Origin of the sequence: Halorubrum sp. DM2 (assembly GCF_901686465.1) — an archaeon.
In the GTDB taxonomy this organism is placed as follows: domain Archaea; phylum Halobacteriota; class Halobacteria; order Halobacteriales; family Haloferacaceae; genus Halorubrum.
The window spans coordinates 2,351,917-2,374,146 of record NZ_LR594487.1; the positions used below are offsets into that span (position 1 = coordinate 2,351,917).

The following is a 22,230-nucleotide window of genomic DNA, read 5'->3' on the forward strand; positions in this document are numbered from 1 at the left end:
CGACGAACCGCACGCACCGACCCACTGAGACCGCGGGTTTTTATTCGATCGCTCCGAGGTCACCACCGTCCGAATGAGCGAGCCTTCCACGCCGACGTCGTCGGATTCCGCGGCCTCCCGGGCGATCGTCTGTACCGACGTCACCCAGCGATACGACGGCGACAGTGGGCTTTTCGCGTCCGGCGGCCGGACGGTCACGGCCCTCGACGGCGTCTCGCTCGCCGTCGACGACGGCGAGGTGGTGGGGATCGCGGGCCCGAGCGGGAGCGGCAAGTCGACGCTGTTGCACGTGCTGGCGGGGCTCGCGACGCCGACGGAGGGATCCGTCGAGATACGCGGGACGGATCTGGCGACGCTGTCGCGACGCCGACGGACCGCGTTCCGGAGCGCGAACCTCGGCATGGTGTTCCAGCGGTTCCACCTCCTCCCGGCGCTGACGGCGCGCGAGAACGTCGCCCTGCCGCTCGTCCAGCGGGGCGTTCCACGCGGTCGCCGCCGGGATCGAGCAAGCGAGCTGCTCGACGCGGTCGGACTCGCCGACAGGGAAGCCCATCGACCGGGGACGCTCAGCGGCGGCGAACAGCAGCGCGTCGCCATCGCCCGCGCGCTGGCGGCGGACCCGGCGGTCGTGATCGCCGACGAGCCGACGGGCGAACTCGATCACGACACCGGCGAACGGGTGCTCGACCTGCTCACGGAGATCAGCGACGACCGTGCGGTCGTGATCGCCTCTCACGACGCGCACGCGCTCGACCGCACGGACCGCGTCGTCCGACTACTGGACGGGAGCCGGGAGTCATGACCGCGAGACTCCGTCGCCTCCTCGCGGCCTGCGGGCTCGGCGTCCGCCGCGTGATCGGGCGACTGCGCGGGGCGGCTCCCGGCCGCACGGCCGTGTGTATCGCCGGCGTCGCCGTCGCGGTCGGCCTGCTGTTCGTCGTCACGGGGATCTCGCTCGGGCTCGCCGCGGGCGCGACCGTCGAGAGCGAGGACATCGACTACTGGATCGTCCCGGACGAGAGCGGGTCCGGGAGCGTCCCGCTCGAAGCGGAGGGCGCTCGGCTGAGCGAAGTCCACACCGTCACCGAGCGCCTCCGTAACGACGACCGGATCGACTACGCCTCGCCGGTGGCGCTACGTCCCCTGCGGCTGGAGAACCCCGAGACGGGGAACCGGACCTACGTGATCGCGGTCGGGGTGATCCCGCCCGACCGTCCCCGTCGCGTCGCCGACCTGAACGTGAGCGCGCTCGACGCCGCGTACGCTCACTACGCCAACGGGACGTACGGCGGCGAGCGGTCGGACGAGTTCGTGGTCTCGCCGGGCGTCGCCGCGGATCTGGGGCTCGAACGCGGCGACACCGCTCGCGTCGCTCGCTCGGACCGGTCGCTCACGGTCGCGGCGGTCAACGACCGCGAGATGGCGGCCGGATTCGGCGAGGTCCCCGCTATCGCCGTACCGCTGGCCGAGCTTCAGTCGATGACGGGCCTCGCCGAGAGCGACGAGGCGGACCAGATCCTCGTCGGCACGACCAATCCGTCGGTGGAGTCCGACCTCGCGGACATCTACCCGGGCACCGAAGTCGTCTCGCGGACCGGTATCGCCGGTGCCGAGGCGACGCCGACGAATCTCCCGCTGGCGATGGCGCTGGCCGCGGCGCTGGTCGCCGGCGGGATCGGGGTCGCGTTCGTCGCGACGATGATGGGGCTCGAACTGACAGCCGGTCGCCGCGAACTCGCTGTCCTCGACGCGGTCGGGTTCTCCGGTCGCATGCGCGCCGCGGTCGTCGTCTCCGAGACGATCACCGTCGCCGTCCTCGGCGGGATCGCGGGCGTCGCGCTCGGACTGGTCGCGACCGCCGGCGTGAACGCGGGCGTCGCCTCCGCGATCGGCGTCGGATCGCTCGCCGAGAGACCGCCGTGGTTGGCCGCGTACACCCTCGCCGCGGCGGTCGTCGTCGGTCTCTGTGCGGCCCCGTACCCGCTGTATCTGGCCGCGAGCACCGACACGCTGGAGGAGTTGACGGGATGAAACGGCTCCGTCGCCTCTGGGGGACCGGCTGGATCGCGCTCCGCCAACTCCGCTCGGATCGAGCCCGCACGCTGCTGGCCGTCCTCGGCGTGACCCTCGCCGTGCTTTCGGTCACGCTGCTCGTCGGCGTCGGTGCCGGCGTCGTCGAGACGGGCAGCGAGACCTTCGACCAGTCCGGCCGCGACCTGTGGGTCTCCGGCGGGCCGATCGATATCGCGCCGGGAACGGTCGGCGGCTTCCAGAACCCGATCCCGAACGCCCACCCGCTCGCCGACGAGATCGCCGCCCACGAGGACGTTCGCACGGCCACCCCGCTGGCGTTTCAGGTCGTGTACGTCAGCCCCGACGGCGAGGCGTTCGACACCACGATGGGCAGCGGCACCCCCGGGGCGGGCGGCTCCGTGTCGATCGCCGAGGGGGAGGGGTTCACCGGACCGGACACCCACTACGCCGGCGGGAACTACACCGGCAAGATGACGTATCAGGCGCTCATCTCGCCCGCGTTAGCGGAGAAGTACAACCTCAGCGTCGGCGACACGATCCACGTCGGCGGGACGGTCCAGACCGCGCGCGAAAACGAGTTCGAGGTCGTCGGGATCTCGCCCACGTTCGCGAACTTCCTCGGCACCGGCACCGTCACGCTCCGCCTGAGCGAGCTCCAGACGCTCACCGGCAACGCCTACGACGACCGGGCCACGATCGTCACCATCGAGACGGTCGACGGCGCGGACCCGGCGGCCGTCCGCGAGGAGCTCGCGGCGCAACATCCTGCGTACACGTTCCGGACGAATCAGGAACAGCTCGTTGAGGTCCTCGAACGGCAGGCGGTGGTGTTGGCGGCCGGCGCGAGCCTCGCGGTACTCGGCGTTGTCGCCGGCGGAGCGCTCGCGTTGAACCTCCTCCTGTCCATCGTCTACGTCCAACGCGAGACGCTGTCGGTGTTGCGCGCGGTCGGCGCGACGCGGCTCGGCGTCGTCGGCGTGGCCGTCGCACAGGCGCTCGCGATCGCGATCGTCGGGTTCCTCCTCGGTGCCGTCACGACGCCCCCGCTCGCCGCGGGGCTCAACCGCGTCGCATTCGAAGTCACCGGGTTCGAGGGTCTCGTTCGCGTCCCCGCGTACGCCTACGGCACCGGTGCGGCCGTCGCCGTCGGGTTCGCGCTCGTCGGCGGCGTCGTCGGTGCGGTGCGCGTCACGCGGCTGGCCTCCGCGAACGAGCTGCTTCAGTGAGAGACCCTGCGAACACTCTCCCGGCGATGTCTCCTGTCGCGCCCAATAAGCGAGATCGCCTTCCGCTCGAATGGAACAACCCAGCGAGGAGTTCGTCAGTCGGCGAACCGGTCACCGGCCCCGGCGCAGTCGTCGCAGTGTTCCCCCGGCTATCAGTGCCAGAAGGACGCCCTGAATCGCGTACAGCGGCGTACTGTCTGCCGTTTCGTCCGACGAATCGGTCTCATTGTTCGGTTCGATCGGTCCGTCGTCGTCGTTCGTCGAGTCGGTGGAGTCGCTGGTATCTGTCGTCGACCCGTCGGAATCCGTACCACCACCGGACGAGTCGTCCGCTGAATCATCGGTCGCCCCCGACGCCGTGTCCGTGCCGTTCGTGGTATCGGTCCCGTTTGCGGAGTCAGTGCCGTTCATGGTATCGGTCCCGTTCGCGGAGTCAGTGCCGTTCGTGGTATCGGTCCCGTTCGCGGAATCCGTAGTGTCTGTCCCCGTGTCAGGCGCTGAACCACCGTCGGTTCCGTCTTCTCCCCCTGTCGATCCACCGGTGTTTCCGGTTCCCCCGGTCCCGCCGTCCGACGCGGACACAGTGACATCCCGATTCTCACTTAGCCCGATCAGTTCCTTCTCCCCTTCGGCGGACTCCTCACCGCGGACCCTGACGTGTGCTCGGTACTCTCCTTCCTCTGGGGGGTCTATCGAAGTCTCGTAGGTGTGATCGTCGACCCGTTCAAGCTCGTGTACCTCGTCTGAGTCGTCGGTCCACAGAACTAGCTCGACACCGCTGATCGAGGTGTCAGAAAGCTCCGTGAGTTCGACGCGTACGTCGACCTCCTCGTCAGCAGCAATATCGCTGCCGTCGGCGGGGTCTCCATTGAGAGTGAAACTGTCAACTTGATGAGCTTCGATAACTACAGGGAGGAATGCGTCAACGATCGACTGGTCGTTGATGATGACGGCGTAACTCCCCGGCGGTTCACTCGCCGCCGAGAACTCCACCTCGGCGTCTCCCTGTACGGAGTCATTATTACCGATCTCGTCCTGTTGCGCGTTGAGAAATATCACGTTGTACGAGTTCTCTCGCGGACTGGTGGTCTCGACGACGAGATCCTCGTCAGGTCCGATAACAGCGATTTTGGCGCTCTCGACGGTTACGCTGAATCCTCCCTGACTGATCGTTTCACTCTCTTCAGGAACGGCGATGGTTGACTCGGTCTCGATATCATACCCCGAATCGGCGGCTGTTACCAGTCCCACCGTCGTGACTATCCCTAACAGCAGTAAAAAAATGAACAGCACTGATCGTGTTCTCATATGTCACTCAATACTTAGTGTCGTAATGGGCCTTTTGGTCCAAAATGTAAGATCCACACGGACAAACGTCGTACTGTCTGATATCGCAAAAACGGACGTCCAGTGATCCGAAACCCAACCGCGCTTGGTAATCATACCGGAGCAAAAAATCTTTGTATGCGGAATAGAATTAGGAAATATGACACGTCGGGCCCCACAGCGGACTTTAGCAGTAATTCTCAGCGTCTTGATGGTGATCTCGATGATCGGGCCGGCCGCGGGAGCGGCTCTCGCGAGTGGGAGCCAGCACCATGACGCGTTGTCCGACGCTTCCGTCTCAAACGGACACTCAAACACCGACGCCGTGATCAACATCACGGATAACTTGGAAATTTGGGAGGGTGTAGCACTGCGTCCCGCCGTGATCGATCGGTCCGCCGCGAGTACAACCGTGGGGAGTCCGACTGTGAGGGTGCGTTCGGAAGTAGCTCCCTTTGAGCCTTCAATAAACACGGAACAGGAGGGAGTGTTTACTGTGGATGATTCAGAGACTGTTGAGTTCTCTTTCAGCGGTCGCAACGGCGCAGCGACCTCTGACTTTGATGGCGATAATCTCCGGGTTCTCGTCGCACACATCGACCCGGATGCTGACGAAACGAGAGCGTTCTTAGACGCGGAAAACGTCACCGTCGACGAGGTTCGAGAGACGTTCAGCGAGGTCGACGGATTTGAAGCCTTCGAGGATGAGGTCAACAACCGCGAGGAGGTGAGCTTCGGGCTGGTACGCGAGTACTTCGAAGGAACCGACCAGTTCGAGCAGTTCGGCGAAAAAGTAGCCGAGGACCGAGAGATCAGCGTCGACAATACGATCGAGACGTTGACCTCCGATGAGGTCAAGGAGTTCGTGACGTTCGAGACGGTGTCTCCTACTTCCATTGAAGGCGGCAGTGCCACGGCCGATGTCACGTTCGACGAACCGGGCTCGTACGTGGTCATCGGACACGTCGGCGGAGCAGTCCTCGACGACGGTGCGGACCAACCGGACTTCAACGACACGACGGTCGTCGGGGTCGACACCGCCGTGGCACAGGCGGCCGAATCGGAGATCTTCGTCGACGACGAGGTCGTCCGCGGTGAGAACGTGACGGTCGACGCGACGGCGAATCTCGACGCGGAACAGGTCTCTCACGCCGCTTTCGTGTTCGACGAGGGCGCGGTGAACGCCACGACGCACACCATTTCCGTTTCGGGCGATCTCTCGACGGATCTCCGTACCGAAGACGTGACGCTCGAAACAGACGTTGAATCGGTTCAGGGCGTCGCAAACGTTCAGCCCAACGCCGAGATCAGAGGGAACACACTCAGTGACGAACGCTTCAACGGAACGGTCGACATCCAGTCTGGCGCGGACACGTTCTTCAGCTTCCGTAACGCGTTCGTCAGTGGTCTCGACTTCCGTGAGCAGGCTGGCGACGCAGCCAGTCTTGATGTTACCGGTAACACGGTTATCCAGTCATCGATGACTGCGGTCGGAGACCAGTCGGATCAGGCAGTATTTGATGTCGAGACGCTCGAAGAGTGGGACACCGGCAACTACACCGTCGTCCACGTAGCCACTGATCAGGAGACGGGCGAGATCAGCACGACCCGCGAGGACATCACACTCGTTGATTCGGACGGCGGTGGCGGTGACGGAGATGGTGATGGTGACGGAGATGGTGATGGTGACGGAGATGGTGATGGTGACGGAGACGGTGACGGCGATGACGGTGGCGATGGCGGCGGTGGTGTCGGTGGCGACGGTGGCGGCGGTGCGACGCCGCCGGACGATGTCCAACCGCCGGAGCCACCGGCCGATGTCGACGTCGAGTTCGAGGAGACGGCGTCGCTCCAGTTCGATGAGGAGACTGGACAGACGACGGCTACGTTCGGCGAGCAAAGCAATATCGAGTCGATCCGGTTCAACTTCCAGACCTCCGGCTCGGTCAATGTCCGGTCGCTGAGCGGGACGTCCGACGAGACCGGTCCCACGCCCGGCGCGTCCGTGACCGTCTCGCAGATTACCGTCGACGAGGCGCTCGAAGACAGTTCCGCGACGATTCGCAAGCGGGTCTCACAGAGCCGACTCGACCAGACCAGTGCCGACGCCGAGGACCTCAGCGTCTTCCGGTTCTCGGACAGCGAGTGGCAGCCCCTCGACACCGAAATCGTGTCGGAGACGGGCTCCGGCGTCGTCATCGAGACGGAGACGCCCGGATTCTCGTACTTCGCCGTGAGCGCCACGAGCGCGCCTGAGGCAAGTGCCACGGTCACGCCGGACACCCTGGCCGCGGGCGACGAGATCGAACTCGACGGCAGTGAGTCGATGACCGAGTACGGCGAGATCACCGCGTACGACTGGACGCTGAACGGCGGGTCGCTCTCCGGCGAGACCGTCAGTGCGACGCTCGACGAGCCGGGCGAGTACACGGCGGAGCTGACCGTCACGAACGACGCCGGCGAGACCGACACCGCGACCGCGACCGTCACCGTCGAGGAGGCGGGTGATGGCACCGACGGAACGGGCGACGGCACCGACGGGCCCGCGGAGGAGCCCGCCGGACTCAACCCCGGCGTGATCGCGCTCCTTCTGGTGTTGGCGCTGCTCGCGGCCGCGGCCGTCGTCTGGATCCGCAGAGAGAACTAGCGACCGAGGTCGGACCGTACCGGTCCGCGCCTCTCGTTCGCACCGCAGCCGTCGACGGACGACTCGGTCGGATTTTTCTGCGTCATACCACAGGGACCGCGCGGGCCCTCTGATCACAACGAGACATCTCCTGTGCGATCTCCGCTTCGGACACTCGACGGACGAATTGCCGAGTCGCGAACGATCGCGTGAGCCCCACTATCATTTCGTTCAAAACACAAAACTCCCCGCGCTCAAGATTAATAATTTTGATACTACAGGCTACTCTGAAACCCTCTAAAACTCATCTAAAGCATTTCCAAAGGCCATATACGATACTCACTCTGAATTTCATTTTCAATAATTTGTGACAAACTGATATACCGATCTCCCGATAATCGGGATTCGTGACCGTTCCGAACAGCGAAGTCGAGGCTCGCGAACTGCCCGCCAGCGGCCGGGCCCAATCTCGCTCTCGATTCGGTGGGATCGACGGATCACGGGTCGCTACCGATGCGCTCGCCTTGCTCGTCGTGCCGCTCGTCATGGTCGGGGTGTTCTCGCTGCCGACCGAGATAAAGCGGGCGTACGCCTTCTCGTACACGGAGCCGACGGTGCTGACGGCGTTTACCGCTCACTACGTCCACCTCACGTTGGACCACCTCGTGGGGAATCTCACCGGATTCTTCCTTTTGGCATCGCTGGCCTACGGACTCAGCCTCGTCGGCGGGCGTCGCCGCCTCTTTTTCGCCTCGATGGCGACGTTCCTGATCGCCTTCCCGTTCGTCTTGTCCGGTCTGAACCTCGCAATCCCACGGAACGCGATCGGCTTCGGATTCTCCGGAATCAACATGGCGCTGTTCGGGTACGTCGCCGTCGCCCTCGTGACGGTCGTCGGCGACCGGTTCGAGGCCGATACGTGTCGATACCTGCCGGCGCTGTTTCTCGCTTCCGCGGGGTACGTCGCAGTACACGCGCTCCCCGTGTCTGCCGCCTCGGTCGGGCTCGCCTCGGTCGCTCTGGCCGTTGCAATCCCCTACGGACGCTTCGCGGAGCGCCACTCGACGCAATCGCTTCGACGGACGGTCGCGCAAGCCCTCGACACCCCCGTGTACGGGGAACTCTTCGCCGTCTCCGTCGTCGTACTGCTGGGATACCCCTTCGTGGGCTTCCCGACGCCGACGCCCGGGGGCCCACGAGTCAACATCTACATCCACTTTCTGGGCTACGCGCTGGCATACACCGTCGTCTACGTCTCGCTGCTCGCGGACCGATCTGACCGCCTCCTGTAACCGGCCGGTGGTCCGTGGGAGCGCCCTGTGGCGCTGAACCGCGATGGCTTACCAGCGACGCAGCGTGTGTCCTTACGCAAGGTGTTCGTTTCAGAACGCAAAAACAATCCTGTTCACCGAGAAATTATTAGTGGCTTATTTGTCAATAGGTGAGAACTATCGAGTATGGGCGACCCGTCGGGCGGAGATCCGGATGTAACGACGTGGCCGCCGAACGCGCTCTACCGGCCGCCGATCGAGCGGATCGGTGCCGCCCTCTGGGTGCTCGCGCTTGTCTCCGTTCTCGTCGTCGGGGCGTTTCTCGATCCGGCCGAGATCGGTTTCTCGTGGCGGACCGTTATTCTGACCGGTCTCCGCGTGTTTGCCGGCGTGTTCGCGTTCTTTGCGGTCTTTCCCGTCGTTCGGAACGTCCGGTTCCTCCCGACCGGGTGACGAACGGTCGGAACATCGCCGTCATCGGTCGGCGACCTTCGCCGAGGAACTGCGGACTCACGATTCGCACGCGCTTTTATGTCACCTCCCATTGTTTAACGGTGGATTTATTACAGATTAATTGAATAATTAGACTCACATGAGACAACTCGTGACACAGCTGTTCCGCACGTACGGCGTATTGGCGGTCATCGTCGCGGGATTCACCGCGCTGTGGGCACTCGGCGTCATCGACGTGGCCGTTCCGATCGTCGGATACGCCTGGTTCGCTGTCGCCGCGGTCGGAACGGTCGTCGCCGCGGGGATGGTCACACGGAAGCCGGAAGTCGTTGAGGAGGACGCGGACACGGAACGCGTCGAGGAGTTCGAGGAGAGCGCTCTCTCCGGGGGGCCGCTGAACCTCTACGTCGCGTCGCTGGGCGCGTGGGCAGCCGTCTCCTTCGGCTGGGTTCTCGGCGGGATGAGTGCGGCCGGACTTGAAGTGGTCGGCTACGGTTGGGTCGCGATCGCCGTCTACGGCGTCGTCGTCGGCGTCGGTCTCGCGCGGAACCACAGCGACGACATCGCCGTCGCCGTCGATCCCTCCGAAACGCTCGACGCGGACTCGTAACCGCCGGTCGCCGTCTCGCGTGCCGGCGTCGACTCTCACGATCCTCGGGTCCGTCTCGCTGACGTTCCAATTCTCGGCGTGAATAACTCGTGAGACGCGTTTATCCGTTCTAACGATACAGTGATGCGTATGAGCTATCAGACCGGAACGGCCGAAACGAGCGTCGGGTTCGGCGTCGTCGTCCTTCTTATCGGCGCTGCGCTCTGGGGACTCCAGTTCGCGTTCGGTGTCTTTGCCGGATGGGGATGGGCGCTCGCGGTGGGCAGCGCTTGGATGATACTCGGGGTGCTACTGCTCTTCCCCGACGTTCGACTGTACACGGGCACTCGGTCGCCCGCCGAGACGTATCACGAGTCCGTCGACGACTGACGGAGACGGGTTGAGCCTCGCTTCCCGTCGAGGCGATCTGGCTTCGACAGACACCACGCCCCCATCAGCCGAACTCAGTCATCCGTCGAGAGCCGTGTCTCATCGCTACAGACATCGTCGCGCCACGAGTGCTCCGGCGTCCAGCCGAGCAGTCGCTCCGCCTTCGCGCAGTCGAAGACGGACTCGTCGCCGTCGAGGTCACACTCCGCGGGCAGTTCGCCGCGGACCGCCTCGATCGTCGCCGCGGTGTCGCGGCCGAGGAAGTTCTCCGCGGCGACGATCAGCACCGCCTCGTGTCCCTCGATCGGCGTTTCGGGATCGATCGCGGTCTCGACCGCCGAGACGACGTCGCGAACGTCGACGTACGACCAGCAGTTCCCGCTCGGGTCGGCGGTCGCGGGGTCGAACGTCTCCCGCGCCTCGCGGCGTCGCTCGTCGCCGGGGAACGTGACCCACGAGAGGCGAAGCGAGACGGCGGGGACACCGTGTCGACGGGCGGCGGCCGCGGCGACCTCCTCGCCGACGACCTTCGAGAGCCCGTAGGGATCCTCCGGTCGCGTCGGCGTCTCCTCGTCGATCGGGAGCCGGTCTGGCAGCCAGTCCTCCGCGGCGAAGACGGTCCCGTAGAGGCTCTCGCTCGACGCCCAGACGATCCGCGCACCCGCGGTTCCGGCCGCGTCGAAGACGTTGTACGCGCTCTCGACGTTGTTCGCGAACACTCGCGAGCCGGCGTGGTCCTCGGGGTTCGGGATCGCGGCGAGGTGAACGACCGCGTCGGGCGCGGCCGCGTCCACCAGCTGTCGCGTCTCGCCGTAGTCGGTCAGATCCGCGGCCTTGTAGTCGACGCCGTCACGGCGCTCGCGCTCCGGGGGCGTTCGGCGGTCGACGGCGACCACCTCGTGACCCGCGTCCGCGAGCGCGTCGACGGTCCACCCGCCGACGCCGCCGTCGCTGCCGGTCACCAGTACGGTGTCCATGTCTCCGCGAACGCGATCGAAGTGAAAAGGGACGCGATCCGGGCGCGTGTGTTGTCTCGTCGCCGTCTACGCCGTCGCCTCGTAGCCGGCCTCCTCGATGGCGGCCACGACGGCGTCGACGTCCACGTCGCCCTCGACGGTCGCGGTGCCCGCCTCGTGGTCGGCGCTCGCCGACTCGACGCCCGGCAGTTCGCCGAGCGCGTCGGTCACGTTGTCCTCACAGCCCGTACACGACATGCCGTCGACGTCTACTGTCGTCATACCGCACCGTTGGCAGCGCGGACACAACTGCCTTTTCGTCGCCCCCGCGGGCGACCGGTTCCTCGGATCCGCCCCGGTCGGTCGTCCGCGGCTCGGACGCCCCCGCCCGGACGCCTTTTTGCCGCGCCGGCCGAACGGTCGGCCATGCGCACCCTCGACGAGACGGACCGGGAGATACTTCGGCTGCTGTTGGCCGACGCGAGGCGTCCGTACAGCGACATCGCCGAGCGCGTGGACCTGTCAGCGCCCGCGGTGTCGGACCGGGTGGACCGCCTCCGCGAGGTGGGCGTGATCGAGGGGTTCACGCTCCGGATCGACGGCGACGCGCTCTCGGACGGGCTGTCCGTCCTCGCGACGCTGTCCGTCGCGCCCGCGGACGCCGAACGGGTCCACGAGGCGGTCGCGGACCACGAGCGTGTCGAACACGCGTTCCTCACCGCCGACGGCGAGGTGACGGTCGCGGCGCGGATCGAGGAGGGGACCGCCCGCGACCTCGTCGACGACGCGGTCGGGTTGGACGCGGTCCGCGAGCTGTCGGTGCGACCGGTCGACGCCCACGAGTGGTCGCCGGCCGTCGGCGACGCGGATCTGGCGGTCGAGTGCGTCGAGTGCGGGAACACCGTCACCGCCGAGGGGGAGTCCGCCCGGATCGACGGGACGCTGTACCACTTCTGTTGCGGCTCCTGCCGGGAGAACTTCGAACAGCGGTTCGACCGGATCGAGGAAGGGGCGTAGTTGGCGAGCGACCGCGCTCAGCCGCCGGAGAGAGTAACCTACTTGAGTGCCCGCCGGTTAGCCGGAATTGTAGTCCCGTGGTGTAGTGGCCAATCATAATGGCCTTTGGAGGGAGTTCGACCGCGCCACGCGGTCGGATGCCCGAAGTCAGCCATTGACGGCGGTTCGAATCCGCCCGGGACTATTCTACGAACTCAGCTCTGTGAGCCGCGCCTCTCGGCCGCCGAACGCGGCCGGCGAGCAGCTGTTCCTCTCACTCCAACACGACGGAGAACCCCCACTCGGCCGACGATTGTGGCTCGGCGTCGTCGGAAACGATCGAGACGGTCGTCTCGAACCGGTACTCGCCGACCGGGAGGCAGGCGTCGGTGTCGGCGGGGGTCGCGTACAGGTCGATCGAGCGGCTCCGCGACTCGCCGGCTCCGAGTTCGAACGTTCGGTACTCCTCGGTCACGGCGATACTGTCGGTGAGCCGCCAGCAGTCCGGCTCGGCCGGTGCCTCCATGTCGACGGGGAGGAACGTGAGCGCCCCGGAGCCGTCGCTGACGTACTCGAAGTGGACCGCCCGCCCCTCGCCGACCCTGACGCGCCGGTCGCTCGCGTTCGTGAGCGTCGTCCGGAGCCGAGGCGGGTGGTCCGCCGTCGCCGCCTCCCTGACGACCTCCACGCCGAGGTCGACCGGGAGCCCGACGTCGCCGTCCGTCGAGACGATACTGACCCCCGGCCCGCCGGTGCCTTCCGGTCGAGTGCCGCCGGCGTCGCCCCCGCTGTCGTCGCTCTCGCCGTCACCGTCTCCGGGGCCGTCGGACGCACAGCCGGCGAGACAGGCGACTCCGCCGATCCCGCACACACCGCGAAGATAGCGTCGTCGCGTCGGATTCATGGGTCGTACAGGATTCGACGGGAGATATCCCTGTCGGGTAGTGGCACGACTCGCGGTCGGTCGTCCATGTGTGTCATTTTTTACCACCCGGGTCGTTAGGACGCTCATGGATCTGACCCAGTACGGGGACGCGGTCGCCGCGAACCGGCGTAAACACGGTTTCGACGCGATCGACGAGCCGACGGCGGGGTTCGACCGCCTGTGGGCGACCCGCGAGACGGACGACACCCTCGGCGCGGTCGCGGTGGTGGCGACCGCCGTCGCGGCCCCGGACATCGACGCCGAGACGCTCGTCGAGACCGCGGAGTCGTTCCGGGACGCGCTCGCCGAGCAGACGGGCCCGCGGCCGGAGCGCGCCGACGGCGGCGAGTCGCCGACGCCTATCGGCTACGTGACGTTCGCGGTCCCGGACCCGGACGCGTCGCTTCTGGACGCCATGTCCGGGTTCACGGTTGCGAAGCGGCGGACGAACGTGTTCCCGCTCGTGTACGACACGGAGGGGGAGCGACTTCACCGCCACGAGGTGCCGCGGCTGAAGGGACGGGGGATCTACCGGCGGCAGGCCGAAGACGCGGAGCGGCTATTCGAGGTGTAAGTTCGTACACCGCTACCGTTGAAAGCCCAGACCTTCGATATGACGTTGTAGGCCCACTACCGAGACCGCCGAAGCCCCAGCCGTGAAGCGGCCAGACGCTTGCTGCGCTCCTCGTCACTCGCGCTGCTCGTTCCTGCGGTGCTTGGTGTCGCCTCTGACCGCTTCACGGCTGCCCCTTCGAGTCCCACCCACACAGCACAGCCTCACGCCTCCCCAGCCTCGTCGCTGACGGCCTCCGCTTCGCTCCGGCCGCCAGCGACTCCCTCGCGCGGTGCTGCTCGGCCGCGAGGCGGCCTCGCAGGCACGCGCCACCGCACCGCTATTCGTAACTGATTGTCGCGACCGTTCACGCTGTCTACCGGTCGAAAAAGCCGAAACGCTCGTTCGCCGCTCAGACCAGTCGCGCCGCGATCCGCGCCGCGCCCTCCGCGGCCGCGGTCGCGGGGTCGTCGGGCGAGACGACCTCGACGTCGCGGTCGAGCTCCGCCGAGAGCCGCTTTTCGAACTCCTCGGTCAGCCCGGGGATGCACGCCATGCCGCCGGTTGCGGCGATGGGGCGACCGAGCGCGAGCTGGTAGGGCTTCATGTGGTCGTTCGCGAGTTCGGGGAGGAACTCGTTGGCGACGACGTCGACCGCCTCGTCGATGTACCGGTCGACGGGCTCGCGCACGCCGCGGTCGACGGTGAACTCGTGGCTCCCGCCGCCGGGCTGCTGGATCACGTCCGTGAACGGCTCGAAGTCGTACACGTCGGCGTGTTGCTCCTTGTACTCGCGGGCGGTCGTCCGGTCGATGTGGACCCGACCCTGGCTCTCCTCCTCGACGGCGGCGACGATCCGGCGGTCGACCTCGTTGCCCGTCACCGAGCCGGTCGAGAACGGCGAGAGCTGCTCGCCGCGTCGGTAGGCGCACGCCTCCATCGTCGTCGAACCGAGGTTGATGGAGACGAACACCTCGTCTATCGCGTCGAGGTCGTCGCCGTAGGCGGGGATCGCCCCGCACAGCGACTCGGGGTAGCTCCGCGTCTCGACCTGCCCGATGGAGGAGCCCTCGATCACCGACTTGAGGTTCTCGACGCCCGCCTCGTTGTCGATGGTGGGCACCGCGTAGACGACCGCGCTGTCTTCGGGCACGTCGTGGGCGTCCACGACCGCCTCGAAGAAGCGCTCGGCGTCCGCGACGCTGTCGTCGTCCTCGGGGAGTCCGGATCGGAGCATGAAGCGCACCCGGTCCGGGTACTCGACCGCGGCCTCCTCGCCGAACAGCACCTTCTCCTCGCCGGTGATGGCGTCCTCGTAGGTCGCCAGACAGGTCAGCACCGAGTGGCGCTCGCGGCCGCCCCGCCCGTCGGGGATGTCGAGCACCGTTCGGGTGCTGCCCAGTTTCACGCCGACCGCTGCCGATTCGTCCGTTTCGTTGATGTCCGTGGATTCGTCGTCGCTCATTGGTCACTCGCACACGAAGCGATCCGGACGATGGAGACGAGACTGATCCGGTGGTCCGCGGGGGTGAACGGTCGGTCCCGCCGAGGGGCGTCGAACCCCTCCAGCCGCCGCCGCAGCGCCGCGACCGCGTCGTCGCCGACCCAGTCGAGTTCGCCGTAGTAGGACAGCGCGTCCCGGGCCCGCAGGTGGCCGCCGACGTCGACGAGGTAGCCGAGCCACTCGCCGATCTCGCGTTCCGCCGCGGGCGACGCCGGGATCGCCGTCAGATACGGTCGGTCCGCGGAATCGCCGCCGTTCAGCCGCTTCCCACGCTGACGCTGAAGCAGCTCCGTGAACGCGGCCGAGCGCGCCGCCTGCTCGGCCCGGTTCCGGTTCGGCTGCCGGAGCGCCCGCTCCCGAGGCGCTCCCTCTCCGTCGGTTCGCGGCGCGTCCGCGATCCGGCGCAGTTCTCGTACGTCGTATCGTCGTGGATTCAGACTCATGTTCCGTCCGTCGTTCGCGTCCGTACTCGGAACCTCACGGCGAGATCATATGATAGTTGGCCCTCAGTTATCAGCGGTGAGAAACTACGGGGCGGTCGCTTCGCCGCCCACGGGGGGACTCACTCGACGATCCGGTTCGCGACCGCGACGCTGCCGGCGGCGAGGAGGACGCCGGCGACGACGTCGGTCGCCCAGTGGATGCCGAGGAACACCGTCGCGACGACGATACTCGCCGCCAGGAACGCGGCCACGGGGGTCCACCGCGGGAACTCGTCGCGCGTCGAGACGGCCGCGAGCAGGACCGTCACCGACAGCGCGGCGTGAAGCGAGGGGAAGACGTTCGTCGCGGCGTTCACCTGCGAGGTGAGCGCCGTCACGCCGCCGAACCAGTCGAGGAGCAGCGGCTCGACGGTCGCCGCGCTCGGGTCCGCGCCCGCGACCCGCGGGTAGTTCCGCGGCCCGTAGGCGACGATCCCGCCGTAACAGACGATCGCGACCGCGTAGTTGACCGCGTACGCCGCGACCAGCCGCTTCAGCGGCCGGAGGTCGTCGGCGAACGCGTACACCGCGACCGGCGCGGTCAACAGCACGACGTAGCCGACGACGTACGCCGGCCCGAAGTAGTACACCGCCCAGCGCGGGATCGCGTCCTGAACCGCGGCCACGAAGTCGCCCTCGACCGCGTAGATCGCCGTCGTCGCGCGGTAGCCGTACTCGAAGGAGAACGCCTCCAGCCGTCGCAGGAGGCCCTTATTGATCAGGAGGACGAGCGCGAGCGCGCCGACGTACGGCGCGATGCCGACCGCGCGGTCCCGGAGCAGTCCGCGGTCCCCGAGGACGGTCTCGATCCGGTCGCGGCCGGCGCAGCCCGGCACGAGGAGCGCGACCGCGACCAGCGCGGGACCGCCGACCGTCCCGGCGAGCGAGACGAATCCCATCGTTCAGCGGGTCTCTGACTCGGCCCACGGGAGCGGCTCGGTACACCAGTGACAGAAGTCGATGTCGGCGTCGGTCTCCTTGCCGCAGTTGGGACACGTCACTTCGAGCGTCTCGCCGTCCTCGCCGGTGACGGCCGCGCTCGGCGGGACCTGCCCGTCGCCGGGAGCGTCGTCGCCGTCCGCGCTCGCGGTGCGGCGTCGCATCGCCTCGGCCGCGGCGTCGGCCCGCTCGCGCTCCGCGACGTCGGCCCGTCCGACGAGGTACGCGTCGACGGCCGACAGCGCGAACAAAAGCGCGACGGGTAGCGCCACGTCGGTCGGGATCGCGGCCGACACCGCCGCGGGGTCGGCGAACGGATCGATCGGCTCGACGTCGTACAGCGCGAATAGCGCCACCCCGCCGCCGACGATGGTGAGGTGCCACAGCAGCGCCCGCCCCCACCGGCGCAGCGAGAGGTGGCCGAGTCCCGGGAGGACCAGCGCGAGCACGGCGGCGAGGACGGGACGCAACTGGCTTCGCATACGGTTCGAGTTCGCCCGGGCGGTATTTAGGCCTGCGGTGTCGGCCCGAACGAAATCGTCTCACCGCGCACGCATCGGGTCCTCGTCCGCTCCGTCCCGGATAACAACCGTTAATCGCGGCCCGCTCGTCCGCCGCCACATGAGCAGCCAGCGGGCGACCGCGTTCGTCCCGGGTCACGTCACCGCCTTCTTCAGCGCGCACCCCGACGACGACCCCGCCGTCGCCGGGTCGCGCGGTGCCGGGGTGACGCTCACCGACGGCGTGACGGTCCGGGTGTCGGCGGTGGACGGCGCGGTCGACGGCACCGGCTCCCGCACGATCGACGGCGAGCCCGGATCGATCGGCGCGGTCGAGGACGTCCTCACCGACCTGGATGCCGCGAGGGCTGACGTCGCGGTCGAGACCGACCTCCCGATCGGTGCCGGGTTCGGGGTCTCCGGTGCCGCGGCGCTCGGGGCCGCCCTCGCGGCGAACGCCGCGTTCGACCGCGGCCGCTCCGAGAACGACCTCGTTCGGACCGCTCACGCGGCGGAGGTTGGGCGCGGGACCGGGCTCGGCGACGTGGTCGCGCAGGCGCGCGGCGGGGTCCCGGTCCGGCTGGAGCCGGGCGCGCCGGGGGTCGGCGAACTCGACGGCGTCCCGGCGACCGCGCGCGTGGAGTACGTCACCTTCGGCGAGCTGTCGACGGAAGGCGTGTTGGGGGGCGACACGACGGTGCTCTCCGCGGCCGGCGAGGACGCGCTCGACCGGCTCCGGGCCGACCCGCGGCTCCCGACGCTGATGGCCGCCGCCCGCGAGTTCGCACGCGAGGCGGACCTCCTCGTCCCCGAGGTCGCCGAGGCGGTGGACGCGGTCGACGCGGCGGGGGGCGAAGCGGCGATGGCGATGCTCGGGCGCACCGCCTTCGCGCTCGGGACCGGCCTCTCCGACGCGGGGTACGAGCCGGAGGCGTGCCGGGTCGACGCCGCGGGCGCGCGGCTCGTCGGCGGGCGTGGCCGCGAGTAAGGTCCCGACGGGCGCGGCCGTGAGTAAGCTCTTTGTCGCGTTCGGCCGGAGTTGTTCGCATGGCTGAATCGCTTCGCTCGTTCTTCGACGAGCTCGAGTCGCCCGACCGGCACCTCGTTCTCCTGAACCGATCGTCTCCCGACCCGGTTCTCGGGCTGCTCGACTCGCTGCTCGACGGGCAGTCCGTCTCCATCGGCGAGGCGGCTTCCGACGGCGCGGGCGACGACGTGGTCGCGCTGATCGAGGACGGGACGGTGATCGCGCGGTCGTCGCTCGACGAACTGCTCGAATCGGTCCTGCTCATCAACTCCGACCTGTACAAGACCGGCGCGATCGAGCTCGACGACGTCGCGCTCCCGGACGTGTTCCGAGGGCTGGACGAGGTCCCGTTTCGGGTCCGCAGCTACCCCGCCTCGAACAAGGAGAAGCTCCTGTTGATCATCATCTCGCGGGTGATAGAGCGAATCGCGGCCGAACACGGCGACGGAACGCTGCGAGCCTCCTTCCAGCGGCTCTCGCGGATCGACGACGAGCGCGGCACCCGGTCGGTGTACGAGCGCGTCGCCGGAACCGACGTCGACGTCCACGTCTACGGCGTCGGCGACGTGGAGTCGCTGTCGACGCTTCCGGTGACCGTTCACTCCGGGACCTCCTACCCGTACCGACGCTCGTGGTTCGTCGTGTTCACGCCTCCCGACGGCGGCGACGGAGACCACGTCGCGCTGCTCGCGCTCGAAGACGAGCCGAACGTCTGGGACGGCTTCTGGACGTTTCGCCCGGAGCTCGTGGCCCGCATCGAGCGGTACATCGCCGAAGAGATCTGAGGCCAACGGGTCGCGGTCAGTCGTCCAGTCGGGACACGAGCGCGACTCGTAGAGGATGACTCCCCCAGCAGTGGCGCGTGCCGACGAGCACCCGAAGGGTGTGAGTCGCACGCGCGAGGGAGTCGCGAGCGACTGGGCGACCGAAGGGAGCCCGGAGCGAGCGACGAGGCTGGGGAGGTGTGAGGTGCGGGGTGGGACTCAAAGGGGCAGCCGGGAAGACGACTTAGGCGACACCGCGCGGAGCGAGTGAAACGAGCGACTGAGGAGCGTGGTTCGAGAGAGCGAAGCTCTCTCGTCATCACGAAAGGCGCGAAGCGCCTTTCGAACGACAGCGAGCGTAAGTCGTCTTCCCGGCTGGGGCTTTGTCGGTGTTCGCCGTCGGCCCGCGAGCAGTGACGTATTCCGCGCCCGCCGACGAACAAAGCTTTACCGCGTCGCCCGCCTATCTCCGGCAAATGGTACTCGACGACCTCGGTACGTCCCTGCGGAGCAGCCTCGACAAGCTCCAAGGGAAGTCCCGACTCTCCGAGAGCGACGTCGAGGAGATCGTCAAGGAGATCCAGCGCTCGTTGCTGTCCGCCGACGTCGACGTCTCCCTCGTGATGGAGCTGTCGGACTCGATCAAGTCCCGCGCGCTCGAAGAGGAGCCGCCGGGCGGCACGACCGCGAAAGACCACGTCCTCCGGATCGTCTACGAGGAGATGGTCGAGCTGGTCGGCGACTCCACCGAACTCCCCTTAAAAAACCAGACGATCCTGCTGGCCGGGCTTCAGGGGTCCGGGAAGACCACCTCCGCCGCGAAGATGGCGTGGTGGTTCTCGAAGAAGGGGCTCCGCCCCGCGGTCATCCAGACCGACACGTTCCGGCCGGGCGCGTACGATCAGGCGAAACAGATGTGCGAGCGCGCCGAGGTCGAGTTCTACGGGGACCCCGACAACGACGACCCGGTCGACATCGCGCGGACCGGACTGGAGGAGACCGCGGACGCCGACGTCCACATCGTCGACACGGCGGGTCGCCACGCGCTCGAAGACGACCTCATCGACGAGATCGAAGAGATCGAGGGCGTCGTCGACCCCGACCGCTCGCTGCTCGTCTTGGACGCCGCGATCGGGCAGGGCGCGAAAGAGCAGGCCCGCCAGTTCGAGGCGTCGATCGGCATCGAGGGCGTGATGATCACCAAACTCGACGGGACCGCGAAGGGTGGGGGCGCGCTGACCGCGGTCAACGAGACCGACTCCTCTATCGCCTTCCTCGGTACCGGCGAGACGGTTCAGGACATCGAGCGCTTCGAGCCGTCCGGGTTCATCTCCCGGCTGCTCGGGATGGGCGACCTGAAGCAGCTCTCCGAGCGCGTCGAGCGCGCGATGCAGGAGACCCAAGAGGAGGACGACGACTGGGACCCCGAGGACATGCTTCAGGGAGAGTTCACCCTGAAGGACATGAAACGCCAGATGGACGCGATGAACAAGATGGGGCCGCTCGATCAGGTGATGGACATGATCCCCGGACTCGGCGGCGGGATGATGGACGAGCTACCCGACGACGCGATGGACGTGACCCAAGACCGGATGCGCCGGTTCGAGCGCATCATGGACTCGATGACCGAGGAAGAGCTTGAGAACCCCCGCGTCATCGGCCAGTCCCGCGTCGAACGCATCGCCCGCGGCTCCGGCACCGACGAGGAGACGATCCAGCAGCTCTTAGAGCAGCACTCGATGATGGAGGAGACGATCGGCCAGTTCCAGGGGATGGGCGAGGGCGACATGCAGCGCATGATGAAGAAGATGGGCGGCGAGGGCGGCGGCGGTCTCGGCGACATGATGGGCGGCGGGAAAGGGCCGTTTTAAATAATCTGTTGTCCGAGGGCCGATCGTTCGTTTCTAATCTGTCGCAGTCGGGCGACGGTGAACTCTCTCAAAGCTCCAGCCGTTTGCGTATAAACGGTTGCTGGCAGATCGGTAGATAGCACCGCCGAAATTCCAGCCGCTCGGCGATACGTAGCTGTCTCTGATAAATCGCCGATCGACACGAACACCACCGAAGCCCCAGTCGCGAGGGGGCCGCACGCTCGCTGCGGTCCTCAGTCGCTCGCGTTGCTTGCTCCCTCCGGTCCTTACATCGCCTGCGGCCCCCTCGCGACTGCCCCTTCGATTCCCACCCCGCACCGCACAGCACCTCACGCCTCCCCAGCCTCGTCGGCGGTCCTCCGCTTCGCTTCGGACCGCCGACTCCCTCGCGCGGCGCTCCTCGCGGTCGCCGAGGGCGACCGCTCGGAGGCGCGCGCCACCGTGGAACACCGAGATGTCCAGACCGACCCCTACCGGCAGCCACCGAGCGCTTCAGGCCCTTTATACGGATGACCGGGCTACGGCTTGGCGATGAACCGCGACCGGATCGGCGAGTACGACGCCTTGGTCCTCGTCTCGCTCGTCTGGTTCCTCGGGAAGTTCGTCCGCTACCTCTTCCCGCCGCTGTTCGAGTCCATTCAGGGCGCGTACGGCGTGAGCAACGCCACCGTCGGGACCGCGTTCACCGGCTTCATGGTCGTGTACGCCCTGCTCCAGTTCCCGAGCGGCGCGGTGGCGGACCGGCTCGGTCCGGTGCGGGTGATCGTCGCCGGCGCGGTCGTCGCGGGCGCGGGATCGCTCGCCGTCGTCTTCGACGCCCCCTTCGCCGCGCTTGTCGCCGCGATGCTCGTCATCGGCGCAGGAACCGGCGTCCACAAGACCGTCTCGGTGCGGCTGATCGCCCGCGTCTACCCCGTCCGTACCGGGCGGATGCTCGGCGCGCACGACACGCTGGGCGCGATGGGCGGCGTCGCCGCGCCCGCGGTCGTCGTCGCGGTCCTCTCGGCACCCCCCGCGGTCGCGGCCGTCCTCGCGCGGCTTCCCGGAGCCGACTGGCGCGCCCCCTTCCTCCTCACCGGCGTCCTCGCCGTCTCGCTCGCGGTCGCGACGGGGCTCCGGCTCCGGGGCGACGAGCGTCTGGGGGCCGAGAACGACGCCGACGGCGACGACTCGCCCGGCGCGGGCGAGTACTTCCGACTGTTCCGCAATCCGCGGTTCTCGGCGTTCGTGCTGGTGACCGTCGGGTTCTCGTTCGCCCACAACGGGCTGGTCGCGTTCCTCCCGCTGTACCTCTCGCGGGCCGCCGAGCTCCCCTCGTCGACCGCGAACCTCCTGTATTCGCTGGTGTTCGCGGTGACGTTCGTCCAGCTCGCCACCGGCGACCTCTCCGACCGTGTCGGCCGCTTCCCGGTGATGGTTGCGACGCTCGGGCTGGCCGCGACGGCGCTCGTCGCGCTCGTCGCGCTCCCCGGATTCGGCGGCGGCGCGGTCGCGGCCGCGGTCGTCGTCGCCGCGTTCGGACTCGGTTCGCACGGCTTCCAGCCCGTCCGCAGCGCCTACCTGATGGAACTGCTCCCGGAGCGGCTCGCCGGCGGCGGGCTGGGCGTCGTTCGGACGCTGCTCATGGGTGCCGGCGCGCTCGCGCCCGGCGCGGTCGGCGTCGTCGCCGACGCGGTCGGGTTCCGGCCCGCGTTCGCGCTGCTCGCCGGGTCGATGGGGGTCGCGGCGGTCGTCGCCGCCGGGCTCTGGCTGACGGAGTGAACGCGTCGGCCGGCCCGGATCCGGCGGCGGTCGCGCG

At 67.7% G+C, this 22,230-nt stretch carries 22 protein-coding genes and 1 tRNA gene; 15 read left to right on the forward strand and 8 right to left on the reverse strand.

Annotated features, from left to right (window positions below; genetic code table 11):
* Positions 1-73: 73 nt before the first annotated feature.
* The 3 genes from QOL69_RS11850 to QOL69_RS11860 are packed head-to-tail and all read left to right on the forward strand — an operon-like array spanning position 74 to position 3,260.
* Positions 74-802 (forward strand): ABC transporter ATP-binding protein, encoded by a 729-nt coding sequence (locus tag QOL69_RS11850; RefSeq protein WP_283403330.1) that lies wholly within the window; start codon positions 74-76, stop codon positions 800-802.
* Positions 799-2,031 (forward strand): ABC transporter permease, encoded by a 1,233-nt coding sequence (locus tag QOL69_RS11855; RefSeq protein ID WP_283403331.1) that lies wholly within the window; start codon positions 799-801, stop codon positions 2,029-2,031. Before QOL69_RS11850 ends, QOL69_RS11855 begins: the two co-directional genes overlap by 4 nt.
* Positions 2,028-3,260 carry an ABC transporter permease gene (locus QOL69_RS11860; protein WP_283403332.1) on the forward strand — a complete coding sequence of 411 codons (1,233 nt, stop codon included), beginning with the start codon at positions 2,028-2,030 and terminating at the stop codon, positions 3,258-3,260. The genes QOL69_RS11855 and QOL69_RS11860 overlap by 4 nt, the downstream gene beginning before the upstream one ends.
* A gap of 111 nt (positions 3,261-3,371) precedes the next feature.
* Here QOL69_RS11860 and QOL69_RS11865 read toward each other — a convergent pair whose 3' ends face one another.
* Positions 3,372-4,568, reverse strand: coding sequence for a hypothetical protein (locus tag QOL69_RS11865; protein WP_283403333.1), 1,197 nt, complete (start codon positions 4,566-4,568; stop codon positions 3,372-3,374).
* A gap of 514 nt (positions 4,569-5,082) precedes the next feature.
* On the opposite strand from QOL69_RS11865, the gene QOL69_RS11870 reads away from it, so the two are divergent.
* From QOL69_RS11870 to QOL69_RS11890, 5 genes are all read left to right on the forward strand, one after another.
* Positions 5,083-7,233: a PGF-pre-PGF domain-containing protein gene (locus QOL69_RS11870; RefSeq protein ID WP_283403334.1), complete on the forward strand. Its 2,151-nt coding sequence runs from the start codon at positions 5,083-5,085 to the stop codon at positions 7,231-7,233.
* Positions 7,234-7,619: 386 nt separating this feature from the next.
* The gene (locus tag QOL69_RS11875) at positions 7,620-8,504 is read left to right on the forward strand and encodes a rhomboid family protein (protein WP_283403335.1); all 885 of its coding nucleotides are present in this window, start codon (positions 7,620-7,622) and stop codon (positions 8,502-8,504) included.
* Positions 8,505-8,669: 165 nt separating this feature from the next.
* Positions 8,670-8,936 (forward strand): hypothetical protein, encoded by a 267-nt coding sequence (locus QOL69_RS11880; RefSeq protein ID WP_048077059.1) that lies wholly within the window; start codon positions 8,670-8,672, stop codon positions 8,934-8,936.
* A gap of 139 nt (positions 8,937-9,075) precedes the next feature.
* A complete protein-coding gene (locus QOL69_RS11885; protein ID WP_283403336.1) occupies positions 9,076-9,546 on the forward strand; it encodes a hypothetical protein in 471 nt (156 codons plus the stop codon).
* Positions 9,547-9,675: 129 nt separating this feature from the next.
* Positions 9,676-9,915: a hypothetical protein gene (locus QOL69_RS11890; RefSeq protein ID WP_283403337.1), complete on the forward strand. Its 240-nt coding sequence runs from the start codon at positions 9,676-9,678 to the stop codon at positions 9,913-9,915.
* 74 nt (positions 9,916-9,989) lie between these two features.
* On the opposite strand, the gene QOL69_RS11895 is transcribed toward QOL69_RS11890, so the two are convergent.
* Together QOL69_RS11895 and QOL69_RS11900 are read right to left on the reverse strand one after the other, a co-directional pair.
* On the reverse strand, positions 9,990-10,892 hold the full coding sequence (locus QOL69_RS11895) for an NAD-dependent epimerase/dehydratase family protein (RefSeq protein WP_283403338.1): 903 nt from the start codon (positions 10,890-10,892) through the stop codon (positions 9,990-9,992).
* 66 nt (positions 10,893-10,958) lie between these two features.
* Positions 10,959-11,153: a heavy-metal-associated domain-containing protein gene (locus tag QOL69_RS11900; RefSeq protein WP_048077063.1), complete on the reverse strand. Its 195-nt coding sequence runs from the start codon at positions 11,151-11,153 to the stop codon at positions 10,959-10,961.
* Positions 11,154-11,297: 144 nt separating this feature from the next.
* Here QOL69_RS11900 and QOL69_RS11905 point away from each other — a divergent pair, with 144 nt between their 5' ends.
* Both QOL69_RS11905 and QOL69_RS11910 read left to right on the forward strand, forming a co-directional pair.
* On the forward strand, positions 11,298-11,888 hold the full coding sequence (locus QOL69_RS11905) for a winged helix-turn-helix transcriptional regulator (protein ID WP_283403339.1): 591 nt from the start codon (positions 11,298-11,300) through the stop codon (positions 11,886-11,888).
* 71 nt (positions 11,889-11,959) lie between these two features.
* Positions 11,960-12,072, forward strand: a tRNA-Gln gene (locus QOL69_RS11910).
* A 69-nt stretch (positions 12,073-12,141) separates the two neighbouring features.
* Here the strand turns inward: QOL69_RS11910 and QOL69_RS11915 are convergent.
* Positions 12,142-12,771, reverse strand: coding sequence for a hypothetical protein (locus tag QOL69_RS11915; RefSeq protein WP_283403340.1), 630 nt, complete (start codon positions 12,769-12,771; stop codon positions 12,142-12,144).
* Between the two features lie 106 nt (positions 12,772-12,877).
* On the opposite strand from QOL69_RS11915, the gene QOL69_RS11920 reads away from it, so the two are divergent.
* Positions 12,878-13,366, forward strand: a complete 489-nt coding sequence (locus QOL69_RS11920) for a hypothetical protein (protein WP_283403341.1) — start codon at positions 12,878-12,880, stop codon at positions 13,364-13,366.
* A gap of 391 nt (positions 13,367-13,757) precedes the next feature.
* On the opposite strand, the gene QOL69_RS11925 is transcribed toward QOL69_RS11920, so the two are convergent.
* The 4 genes from QOL69_RS11925 to QOL69_RS11940 form a co-directional block, all read right to left on the reverse strand.
* Positions 13,758-14,810: an actin-like salactin gene (locus QOL69_RS11925; protein ID WP_283403342.1), complete on the reverse strand. Its 1,053-nt coding sequence runs from the start codon at positions 14,808-14,810 to the stop codon at positions 13,758-13,760.
* Positions 14,807-15,292 (reverse strand): FlaD/FlaE family flagellar protein, encoded by a 486-nt coding sequence (locus QOL69_RS11930; protein ID WP_283403343.1) that lies wholly within the window; start codon positions 15,290-15,292, stop codon positions 14,807-14,809. Before QOL69_RS11930 ends, QOL69_RS11925 begins: the two co-directional genes overlap by 4 nt.
* 119 nt (positions 15,293-15,411) lie before the next feature.
* The gene (locus tag QOL69_RS11935) at positions 15,412-16,230 is read right to left on the reverse strand and encodes a phosphatase PAP2 family protein (RefSeq protein ID WP_283403344.1); all 819 of its coding nucleotides are present in this window, start codon (positions 16,228-16,230) and stop codon (positions 15,412-15,414) included.
* 3 nt (positions 16,231-16,233) lie between these two features.
* Positions 16,234-16,752 (reverse strand): DUF7575 domain-containing protein, encoded by a 519-nt coding sequence (locus QOL69_RS11940; protein ID WP_283403345.1) that lies wholly within the window; start codon positions 16,750-16,752, stop codon positions 16,234-16,236.
* A 139-nt stretch (positions 16,753-16,891) separates the two neighbouring features.
* On the opposite strand from QOL69_RS11940, the gene QOL69_RS11945 reads away from it, so the two are divergent.
* From QOL69_RS11945 to QOL69_RS11960, 4 genes are all read left to right on the forward strand, one after another.
* On the forward strand, positions 16,892-17,758 hold the full coding sequence (locus QOL69_RS11945) for a pantoate kinase (protein WP_283403346.1): 867 nt from the start codon (positions 16,892-16,894) through the stop codon (positions 17,756-17,758).
* A 59-nt stretch (positions 17,759-17,817) separates the two neighbouring features.
* Positions 17,818-18,582, forward strand: a complete 765-nt coding sequence (locus tag QOL69_RS11950; protein ID WP_283403347.1) for a DICT sensory domain-containing protein — start codon at positions 17,818-17,820, stop codon at positions 18,580-18,582.
* A gap of 455 nt (positions 18,583-19,037) precedes the next feature.
* Complete coding sequence (locus tag QOL69_RS11955; protein ID WP_283403348.1) at positions 19,038-20,432, forward strand: signal recognition particle protein Srp54; 1,395 nt, start codon at positions 19,038-19,040, stop codon at positions 20,430-20,432.
* Positions 20,433-20,963: 531 nt separating this feature from the next.
* Positions 20,964-22,193, forward strand: coding sequence for an MFS transporter (locus QOL69_RS11960; protein ID WP_283403349.1), 1,230 nt, complete (start codon positions 20,964-20,966; stop codon positions 22,191-22,193).
* Positions 22,194-22,230: the final 37 nt, after the last annotated feature.

Excerpts from the sequence above, each read along its gene's own strand:
- QOL69_RS11905 (WP_283403339.1), top strand. The coding sequence starts at position 11,298 with ATGCGCACCCTCGACGAGACGGACCGGGAGATACTTCGGCTGCTGTTG.
- QOL69_RS11895 (WP_283403338.1), bottom strand. The coding sequence starts at position 10,892 with ATGGACACCGTACTGGTGACCGGCAGCGACGGCGGCGTCGGCGGGTGG.
- QOL69_RS11955 (WP_283403348.1), top strand. The coding sequence starts at position 19,038 with ATGGTACTCGACGACCTCGGTACGTCCCTGCGGAGCAGCCTCGACAAG.
- QOL69_RS11900 (WP_048077063.1), bottom strand. The coding sequence starts at position 11,153 with ATGACGACAGTAGACGTCGACGGCATGTCGTGTACGGGCTGTGAGGAC.
- QOL69_RS11850 (WP_283403330.1), top strand. The coding sequence starts at position 74 with ATGAGCGAGCCTTCCACGCCGACGTCGTCGGATTCCGCGGCCTCCCGG.
- QOL69_RS11930 (WP_283403343.1), bottom strand. The coding sequence starts at position 15,292 with ATGAGTCTGAATCCACGACGATACGACGTACGAGAACTGCGCCGGATC.
- QOL69_RS11940 (WP_283403345.1), bottom strand. The coding sequence starts at position 16,752 with ATGCGAAGCCAGTTGCGTCCCGTCCTCGCCGCCGTGCTCGCGCTGGTC.
- QOL69_RS11935 (WP_283403344.1), bottom strand. The coding sequence starts at position 16,230 with ATGGGATTCGTCTCGCTCGCCGGGACGGTCGGCGGTCCCGCGCTGGTC.
- QOL69_RS11920 (WP_283403341.1), top strand. The coding sequence starts at position 12,878 with ATGGATCTGACCCAGTACGGGGACGCGGTCGCCGCGAACCGGCGTAAA.
- QOL69_RS11865 (WP_283403333.1), bottom strand. The coding sequence starts at position 4,568 with ATGAGAACACGATCAGTGCTGTTCATTTTTTTACTGCTGTTAGGGATA.
- QOL69_RS11925 (WP_283403342.1), bottom strand. The coding sequence starts at position 14,810 with ATGAGCGACGACGAATCCACGGACATCAACGAAACGGACGAATCGGCA.
- QOL69_RS11915 (WP_283403340.1), bottom strand. The coding sequence starts at position 12,771 with ATGAATCCGACGCGACGACGCTATCTTCGCGGTGTGTGCGGGATCGGC.
- QOL69_RS11885 (WP_283403336.1), top strand. The coding sequence starts at position 9,076 with ATGAGACAACTCGTGACACAGCTGTTCCGCACGTACGGCGTATTGGCG.
- QOL69_RS11880 (WP_048077059.1), top strand. The coding sequence starts at position 8,670 with ATGGGCGACCCGTCGGGCGGAGATCCGGATGTAACGACGTGGCCGCCG.
- QOL69_RS11860 (WP_283403332.1), top strand. The coding sequence starts at position 2,028 with ATGAAACGGCTCCGTCGCCTCTGGGGGACCGGCTGGATCGCGCTCCGC.
- QOL69_RS11950 (WP_283403347.1), top strand. The coding sequence starts at position 17,818 with ATGGCTGAATCGCTTCGCTCGTTCTTCGACGAGCTCGAGTCGCCCGAC.
- QOL69_RS11960 (WP_283403349.1), top strand. The coding sequence starts at position 20,964 with ATGAACCGCGACCGGATCGGCGAGTACGACGCCTTGGTCCTCGTCTCG.
- QOL69_RS11945 (WP_283403346.1), top strand. The coding sequence starts at position 16,892 with ATGAGCAGCCAGCGGGCGACCGCGTTCGTCCCGGGTCACGTCACCGCC.
- QOL69_RS11890 (WP_283403337.1), top strand. The coding sequence starts at position 9,676 with ATGAGCTATCAGACCGGAACGGCCGAAACGAGCGTCGGGTTCGGCGTC.
- QOL69_RS11855 (WP_283403331.1), top strand. The coding sequence starts at position 799 with ATGACCGCGAGACTCCGTCGCCTCCTCGCGGCCTGCGGGCTCGGCGTC.